A 7,823-nucleotide genomic window follows, 5' to 3' on the forward strand; every position below is an offset into this window, starting at 1 on the left:
CCCTCCGTCGTCGGGACTGAAGTCCCTCCCACAGGGAGGCCCAGCGCATTCCGGTGGGAGCGGCTTCAGCCGCGACGCGCACGAACCGAACTGCCGCGGCGAACGATTCCCGGCAGACCGGGAGCCGTTCCCAGGCAGCAGTGAAGCGCCCGCTGACCGTGGGGCGTGCGCGTTTCAACGCCATCCATGCGTCGCACCCACATGTCGGCCAGGGCACGTGTCCCCCACCGCCTCCCGACTCGCCGCAAACGGTCTACACTGCCGCCGACCGTGCGGACACCGCTCCGCCCATCGAAGGCCCGTTCCGTTCCGGCACCGCCCGGGCGGACCGCGCGGCCTTCCTGCGAGGAGCCTTCGCCATGTCGTCCCCCATCCCCGCCCCCGTCGCGGTCCGTTTCGGCCGCCTGGCGCCGACCGTGCCCGTCGCCGAGATCGCCCGCGCCGTCGCCTTCTACACCGAGCTCCTGGGCTTCCGCAGCGTGTTCCAGAACGGCAATCCGGTCGGTTTCGTGATCCTGAAGAAGGACGCCGCCGAATTGCACCTGACCCTGCGTCCCGACCACCGCGGCAGCACCAGCAACGTCGCCCACCTGATCGTCGACGACGCCGCGGCCCTGTACGACGGCCTGCAGGCGCAGGGCGTGCGCATCATCAAGGCGCTCCGCGATGCCGACTTCGGCCTGCGCTGCTTCGTCTTCGCCGACCCCGACGGCAACCGCATCGACGTCGGTGAGCCGCTGCCGCGTTGAGCCGCTGCGCCGCCCTGCGGCGCAGTGCCTTTCATCCCCAATCCCGACTCCCCAATCCCCGCCCTTCGTGCACTGCGGAATGACACCGGTTTACCAGACCCGCTAGACTGTCCTCCGTGGCGGGCTGACACACGCCGTCGCCTGCCTTGGAGCGCCCCATGTCCCTGTACTGCAAGACCCACTACGCGACCCATCCCGACGCGATCAAGGGCGCCAGCAACGACCAGCTGCGCGACCTGTACCTGCTCGATGGCCTGTTCGTCGACGACGCGGTGACCCTGAAGTACACCCACTACGAGCGCTTCGTGCTCGGCGGCGCCGCCCCGCGCACGCGGGCGCTGACGCTGCCCGCGCAGACCGAACCGGCCTCGGCCGCCGGCCACCCGTTCCTGGAGCGGCGCGAGCTGGGCGTGATCAACGTCGGCGCCGGCAGCGGCACCGTCACCGTCGACGGCACCGTGTATCCGCTGGGCCCGAAGGACGGCCTGTATGTGGCGATGGGCAGCGCCGAGGTGGTGTTCGCGTCCGACGACGCGGCCACGCCCGCGCAGTTCTACCTGGCCTCGACCCCGGCGCATGCGCGCTTCACCACCAAGCGGCTGTCGATCGCCGAGGCGGTGGCGCTGGACCGCGGCGCGCTGGAGACCAGCAACGAACGCACCATCTACCAGTACATCGTGCCGGCCACCTGCCAGTCCTCGCAGCTGCTGCTGGGCCTGACCGTGCTCAAGCCGGGCAGCGTCTGGAACACCATGCCGCCGCACCTGCACGACCGCCGCAGCGAGGTCTATTTCTACTTCGACCTCGGCGCCAACGACCGCGTCTACCACTTCATGGGCGAGCCGGACGCGCAGCGCCACATCGTGGTGCAGAACAATGAGGCCGTGGTGTCGCCGCCGTGGTCGATCCACATGGGCGCCGGCACCGCCAACTACGCCTTCATCTGGGCGATGGGCGGCGAGAACCTCGACTACACCGACATGCACGTGCTGGACATCTGCCAGCTCAAGTAGGCCGCCGTCCCGCGCGCCGCTCCCATTCCCGTCGTCCGCAGTCCCTCAAGGAGTCCACGCAATGACCCACCCGTTCAGTCTCGAAGGCAAGGTCGCCCTGGTCACCGGCGCCAACACCGGCCTCGGCCAAGGCATCGCCGTGGCGCTGGCGCAGGCCGGCGCCGACATCGCCGCCGCCGGCATCGCCGCGCCCACCGAGACCGAGGCCAAGGTCACCGCGCTGGGCCGCCGCTTCGTCGCCATCGAGGCCAACCTGATCAGCATCGAGCCGGTGCAGCGCATCCTCGACGAGACCCTGGCCGGGCTCGGCCGTCTCGACATCCTGGTCAACAACGCCGGGCTGATCCGCCGCGCCGATGCGGTGGACTTCAGCGAGCAGGACTGGGACGACGTCATGAACGTCAACATCAAGTCCGCGTTCTTCATGTGCCAGGCCGCCGGCCGCCACTTCATCGCCCAGGGCAGCGGCAAGATCATCAACATCGCCTCGATGCTGTCGTTCCAGGGCGGCATCCGCGTGCCGTCGTACACCGCCAGCAAGTCCGGCATCGCCGGCATCACCCGCCTGCTGGCCAACGAGTGGGGCGCCAAGGGCGTCAATATCAACGCCATCGCCCCCGGCTACATGGCCACCGACAACACCGCGCAGCTGCGCGCCGACGCCGCACGCAACCAGGCGATCCTGGACCGCATCCCGGCCGGCCGCTGGGGCGTACCGGAAGACCTGGGCGGCACCGCGGTGTTCCTGGCCAGCAGCGCCTCGGACTACGTCAACGGCACGGTGATCCCGGTCGACGGCGGCTGGCTCGCCCGCTAACGCTTCTCCTTCTCCCTTTGGGACCTCGGCCCCCTTTTTGGGGGAAGGTGCCCGTAAGGGCGGATGAGGGTACGCCTGCCGCCGACCCATCCCAACCAAACCACCCTGCCCACCAACAAATCCCCCACCAAAGGACCCCAATGAAAATCGCCCTAATGAACGAGTTCAGCCAGGCCGCCAAGAACCCGGTGATCCTGCAGCAGCTCAACGACGTCGCCGCCGCGCAGGGCCACAGCGTGTTCAACGTCGGCATGGACGGCGACGCCGACCACCGCCTGACCTACATCCACCTGGGCATCTGCGCCGGCCTGCTGCTCAACGCTGGTGCGGTGGACTTCGTGGTCGCCGGCTGCGGCACCGGGCAGGGCGCGATGATGTCGCTCAACGCGCACCCGGGCGTGTTCTGCGGCTACTGCATCGAGCCGACCGACGCCTACCTGTTCGCCCAGGTCAACAACGGCAATGCGCTGGCGCTGGCCTTCGCCAAGGGCTACGGCTGGGGCGCGGAGATCAACGTGCGCTACATCTTCGAGAAGGCCTTCAGCGGCGAGCGCGGCATGGGCTACCCGGCCGAGCGCCGCGAATCGCAGCAGGCCAACGCCGGCATCCTGACCCAGGTCAAGCAGGCCCTGGCCAAGTCCTACCTGGACGGCCTGCGCGCGCTGGATCCGGAACTGGTCAAGCAGGCCGTGGGCGGCCCCCGCTTCCAGCAGTGCTTCTTCGACAACGCCAAGGACGCCGACCTGCGCGCCTTCGTCGCCGGCGTGCTGGGCAAGGCCGACGCCGCCGCGGCCTGATGTCGCGCCCGCCCAGGCGGGTGTGTCCGGTAGCGTGTTCGCCAAACGCCCCGCATCTGCGGGGCGTTGGCATGCGAACTTACTGCACCAGCAGCAGGCCTTCCGCCAGCGGATAGTTCCGCTCCGGGCAGGCAATATGCATGCTGTCCACCACGTAGAACGTCTGGCTCAGCTTCTGCTCGGTGTGCACGATGTAGGTCAGCGTGCCGCGCGGCGCGTACAGCTTGGCGAGGATGCCGTGGCCGACCAGCAAGCGCTTCAGGTCCTTGGCGAAGTTGTTGGCGATGGAGTTGGTTTGGCTCTGCGCGCCGACCTGGCAGGCCATCAGCACGATCTCCTCGAACGACTCCTTGCCCAGTCCCTTGGCCAGCAGTTGCTGCAGGAATGCCTCCGGTGCAAGCCCGGCGAAGACGTTGACGTTGCCGTGCGAATTGATCACCAAGCGCTTGCCGCGAGTCTTGTTGCTGGGCGATAGTGAGGCCGCGTCGAGCAGGGTCAGCGCATGCGATTGGTTTTCGCCGAAGTGGGATTGCAAGGCTTTCAGTTTGGCGCCGCGCTGATCCGCCTGATCGCCGTCCAGGCCGACATAAATGAGCATGAGGATTCTCCCGACGCACAGGACCGCCAACATGCGTTGGGCGGGAGCATCCGGGAATCCGGGGTGGCCGCGTCGTGGCGCACCGATCTCGCTCGCTGCGCAGCGTAGGGTCGCCGTCGGTGGCCCGGGATCGGCGCATTGCCGATTCTCCGCTGTGGATTGGCCGATCTCTGGCGCGATGCAGTGTGCCGCAGCGCGATGGCGCAGCATCCAGGTCCGGCGACCGAGCAACACGGCCCGTGCACGCCCGCATTGCGACGGCCCCGCAAAAATTTCTAAAGTTCCACCTAGCGCCGCCGATACACATCACCTAGCTGGGTCCTGCTGCGTCGCGGGACGACATGGATTTTTCTTTCCCTGCCCTGCGCAGGATGGTCATGGAGCGACATCGATCTTCCGCTGTGCCTATTTCCTACTCTCGCCGATGGCCTGGATCGCGTCGTCCGCGTGCGGTCGTGCATGCCTGTCGCATGCAGCGACGCTGGGCAAGGATAGGGCCGCCGGCGAATGGTTTTTCGTAGCTGTATCAACAAGGGGCAATCGATGAAGAACAGTGTGATCAAGGGGGCCATGGGGTTGACGCTTGCGTTGGGCTTGGCGGCCTGCGCGACCGAAACCCATCAGAGCGTCAAACCGCAGACAGTTTCGGCGGCCAGCGTGCCTTACGCCGGCGCACGCGCGCCGATCGCGGTGGGCAAGTTCGACAACCGCTCGTCCTTCATGCGCGGCCTGTTTTCCGATGGTGCAGATCGCCTGGGCAGCCAGGCCAAGACCATCCTGATCACCCATCTGCAGCAGACCAATCGTTTCCGTGTGCTGGATCGCGACAACATGGGCGAGATCAAGCAGGAAGCGCAGATCAAGGGCCAGGCGCAGCAACTCAAGGGCGCCGACTACGTCGTGACTGGCGACGTGACCGAGTTCGGCCGCAAGGAGACCGGCGATACGCAGCTGTTCGGCATTCTCGGCCGTGGCAAGCAGCAGCAGGCCTATGCCAAGGTCAGCCTGAACGTGGTCGATAGCGCGACGTCCGAAGTGGTGTATTCGGTGCAGGGCGGCGGCGAGTACACCTTGTCCAACCGCGAGGTCGTCGGCTTCGGCGGGACCTCCAGCTACGACTCCACGCTCAACGGCAAAGTCCTGGATCTGGCGATCCGCGAGGCTGTCAACAATCTCACCGCCGCGATCGACTCCGGCGCCTGGAAGCCGGTCAAGTGACCCGCAACGGACCCTTGCACATGAATACCCTCAATGTCCGCACGCGGTTCTGGCTTGGTGCCTGCGCCGTGCTCGCGCTGGTCGGCTGCGCCCACCAGAGCGCCTCGCTCTACCAGTGGGGCAGCTACCAGGATCAGGTCTACAGCCACTTCAAGGGCGGTAGCCCGGAACAGCAGATCCAGGCGCTGGAAAAGGACCTGCAGGTGATGCAGGCCGCCAACCGCAGGCCGCCGCCGGGACTGCAGGCGCATCTGGGCATGCTGTACGCCGAAACCGGCAACGATGCCAAAGCGCAGCAGGAACTCCTCGCCGAGAAGACGCAGTATCCCGAGTCCGGCACCTACATCGATCTGTTGTTGAAGAACGCCAGCAACGCGAGGAGCGCGCAATGAAGAACGTCGCAAGAATGGCCTGCGTGGCCGTGCTCGGTCTGCTGCTGAGCGCCTGCGCGACGCAGCCGATGTCGCGCGACTACAGCGCGTACAAGGCCAGCAAGCCGCGGTCGATCCTGGTCTTGCCGCCGGTCAGCCATGCACCGGACGTCAACGCCAGCCTGAGCGTGCTGTCGGTCACCACGTTGCCGCTGGCCGAAGCGGGCTACTACGTGATGCCGGTGGCGCCGGTCTACGAGACCTTCAAGCAGAACGGCATCACCGTGGCGGATGAAGCACAGGCGGTGTCTCCGGAGAAGTTGCGGGAAATCTTCGGCGCCGACGCCGCGCTGTACATCACCGTGGAAAAGTACGGTGCCGTCTACCAGATCATCAACAGCGTGGTCGTGGTCTCGGCCAACGCCAAGCTGGTGGATCTGCGCACCGGGACGGTGCTGTGGCAGGGCCAGGCACAGGCGTCGAGCGGCGAAAATCAGAACAACGCCGGGGGCGGCCTGGTCGGAATGCTGGTGACGGCTGCGATCAATCAGGTCGTCAACCAGGTCACCGACCAAGGGCATCAGATGGGGAACGTGGCCAGCCAGCGTCTGCTGTCCGCCGGCCACCCTGGCGGCTTGTTGTACGGGCCCTACAACCCGAAGTACGGCACCGACTGACCCGGCGCCCTGCCCCGTCTCCGTCAGGTTTGGCGGAGACGGGTAATGCCGCGATTCACACGTCGCCGCCGTCCGCCCAGCCTTCGCCGCTGCCGGCATGGAACACGCGGTCCTGCGCCTGCACCTGGCCAGCTGGCAGATGCGCCTGGTCGGCCAGTGCCGCATAGATCGGGGTGAAATCCGGCGAGGTCGCCTGCATCAGCTGTTCGAAGCTGTCGATGACGAAGTAGGTCTTCTGGTAGGTGTCGATGCGGTAGCGGGTGCGCATGATCCGCTGCAGGTCGAAGCCGATGCGGTTGGGGGCGTCCGACTCCAGCGAGTAGAGCGATTCGCCCTTCGACGAGACGATGCCGGCGCCGTAGATGCGCAGGCCGTCGGGGGTGTCGATCAGGCCGAACTCCACCGTGTACCAGTACAGCCGGGTCAGGTTCTGCAGCGCGTCCGGACCGATCGCGTGCGCCTTGACGCCGCCGCGCCCGTAGGCCTGAATGTAATCGGCGAACAGCGGGTTCATCAGCAGCGGCACGTGGCCGAACAGGTCGTGGAACAAGTCCGGCTCGGCGATGTAGTCGATCTGTTCGGGACGGCGGATCCACCAGGTCACCGGGAAGCGGCGGTTGGCCAGGTGGTCGAAGAAGTCCAGTTCCGGCAGCAACCCTTCCACGCCGACCAGGGTCCAGCCGGTGGTCGCCTGCAGCACCGCGTTGAGCTCGTCGAAGCGCGGGATCGCCTGCGAACTCATGCCCATCGCGTCCTGCGCCTGCAGGAACTCGGCGCATGCGCGGCCGACCAGCAACTCGCGCTGGCGCGTGTACAGCGTGCCCCAGGTGGCGTGGTCGTCGGCGCTGTAGCTGTCCCACGGCTGGGTCACCACGGCCGTGGTGTAGACCGGCACGTAGCCTTTGTCGGTCTGCTGGTGTTCGACGCGGCGCGGTGCGGTGTCCATGGTCGACGCTCCGGAAAGGAATAGCCACGATGGTAGGCGCGCGGGCGCGCAATGGGCTTGCGAAGTTGCACGGATCGGCGCGCTGCGCGCAAGATTATTGCGTAGAAGCCATGTTGCAGAGCAATAAATGACCGGATCGCCGACCTTCGACCGCACCGACCTGCGCCTGCTCGCCCTGCTGCAGCGGGAAGGCCGCGCCAGCAATGCCGAACTGGCCGCGCAGGTGAACCTGTCGCCCTCGGCCTGCCTGCGCCGGGTGCAGCGGCTGGAGGCCGAGGGCGTGGTCGCCGGCTACGCCGCGCGGCTGGTGCCGGCGGCGATCGGCCTGGGCCTGCAGGCCTTCGTGCGCGTGCAGCTGGAGAAGCACGGCCAGAGTGGCATCGCCCATTTCGCCGACAGCGTGCAGGGCTGGGACGAGGTGGTCGCCTGCCATGCGCTGACCGGCGACATGGACTACTTGTTGCACGTCTACGTCCGCGATCTGGCGCACTTCTCCGCGTTTCTGCTGGACAAGTTGCTCAACGCCGCCGGCGTCGCCGACGTCAATTCCAGCTTCGTGCTGCGCACGGTCAAGGACTTCGCCGGCCTGCCGCTGCCGCGCGGCTAGCTGTGATCTCTCAGTAGGTTGTTCATCCGG

At 66.9% G+C, this 7,823-nt stretch carries 10 protein-coding genes; 8 read left to right on the forward strand and 2 right to left on the reverse strand.

The features are described 5' to 3' along the window. The first annotated feature begins 359 nt into the window (after nucleotides 1-359). The 4 genes from D180_RS01445 (at nucleotide 360) to D180_RS01460 (ending at nucleotide 3,376) form a co-directional block, all read left to right on the forward strand. Nucleotides 360-749: a VOC family protein gene (locus tag D180_RS01445; protein ID WP_017911370.1), complete on the forward strand. Its 390-nt coding sequence runs from the start codon at nucleotides 360-362 to the stop codon at nucleotides 747-749. A gap of 158 nt (nucleotides 750-907) precedes the next feature. Further along, nucleotides 908-1,762, forward strand: a complete 855-nt coding sequence (kduI, locus tag D180_RS01450; protein WP_017911371.1) for a 5-dehydro-4-deoxy-D-glucuronate isomerase — start codon at nucleotides 908-910, stop codon at nucleotides 1,760-1,762. A gap of 61 nt (nucleotides 1,763-1,823) precedes the next feature. Beyond that, complete coding sequence (gene kduD, locus D180_RS01455; RefSeq protein WP_010343054.1) at nucleotides 1,824-2,579, forward strand: 2-dehydro-3-deoxy-D-gluconate 5-dehydrogenase KduD; 756 nt, start codon at nucleotides 1,824-1,826, stop codon at nucleotides 2,577-2,579. Nucleotides 2,580-2,719: 140 nt separating this feature from the next. Continuing rightward, a complete protein-coding gene (locus D180_RS01460) occupies nucleotides 2,720-3,376 on the forward strand; it encodes an RpiB/LacA/LacB family sugar-phosphate isomerase (RefSeq protein WP_026144165.1) in 657 nt (218 codons plus the stop codon). A 79-nt stretch (nucleotides 3,377-3,455) separates the two neighbouring features. On the opposite strand, the gene D180_RS01465 is transcribed toward D180_RS01460, so the two are convergent. Then, nucleotides 3,456-3,974, reverse strand: a complete 519-nt coding sequence (locus tag D180_RS01465; RefSeq protein ID WP_017911372.1) for a hypothetical protein — start codon at nucleotides 3,972-3,974, stop codon at nucleotides 3,456-3,458. 657 nt (nucleotides 3,975-4,631) lie between these two features. Here D180_RS01465 and D180_RS01470 point away from each other — a divergent pair. From D180_RS01470 to D180_RS01480, 3 genes are read left to right on the forward strand one after another with little or no spacing between them, the layout of a single operon-like run. Then, complete coding sequence (locus tag D180_RS01470; protein WP_232760257.1) at nucleotides 4,632-5,192, forward strand: CsgG/HfaB family protein; 561 nt, start codon at nucleotides 4,632-4,634, stop codon at nucleotides 5,190-5,192. Between the two features lie 20 nt (nucleotides 5,193-5,212). Continuing rightward, nucleotides 5,213-5,584 (forward strand): DUF4810 domain-containing protein, encoded by a 372-nt coding sequence (locus D180_RS01475; RefSeq protein WP_017911374.1) that lies wholly within the window; start codon nucleotides 5,213-5,215, stop codon nucleotides 5,582-5,584. After that, nucleotides 5,581-6,240 (forward strand): DUF799 domain-containing protein, encoded by a 660-nt coding sequence (locus D180_RS01480; protein WP_167522045.1) that lies wholly within the window; start codon nucleotides 5,581-5,583, stop codon nucleotides 6,238-6,240. The genes D180_RS01475 and D180_RS01480 overlap by 4 nt, the downstream gene beginning before the upstream one ends. Nucleotides 6,241-6,295: 55 nt before the next feature. On the opposite strand, the gene phhA is transcribed toward D180_RS01480, so the two are convergent. Then, complete coding sequence (gene phhA, locus D180_RS01485; RefSeq protein ID WP_017911376.1) at nucleotides 6,296-7,186, reverse strand: phenylalanine 4-monooxygenase; 891 nt, start codon at nucleotides 7,184-7,186, stop codon at nucleotides 6,296-6,298. Nucleotides 7,187-7,313: 127 nt separating this feature from the next. Here phhA and D180_RS01490 point away from each other — a divergent pair, with 127 nt between their 5' ends. Then, nucleotides 7,314-7,793 (forward strand): Lrp/AsnC family transcriptional regulator, encoded by a 480-nt coding sequence (locus tag D180_RS01490; protein ID WP_010343045.1) that lies wholly within the window; start codon nucleotides 7,314-7,316, stop codon nucleotides 7,791-7,793. Nucleotides 7,794-7,823: the final 30 nt, after the last annotated feature.

This window comes from Xanthomonas sp. SHU 166 (assembly GCF_000364685.1).
Taxonomy (GTDB): Bacteria; Pseudomonadota; Gammaproteobacteria; order Xanthomonadales; family Xanthomonadaceae; genus Xanthomonas_A; species Xanthomonas_A sontii.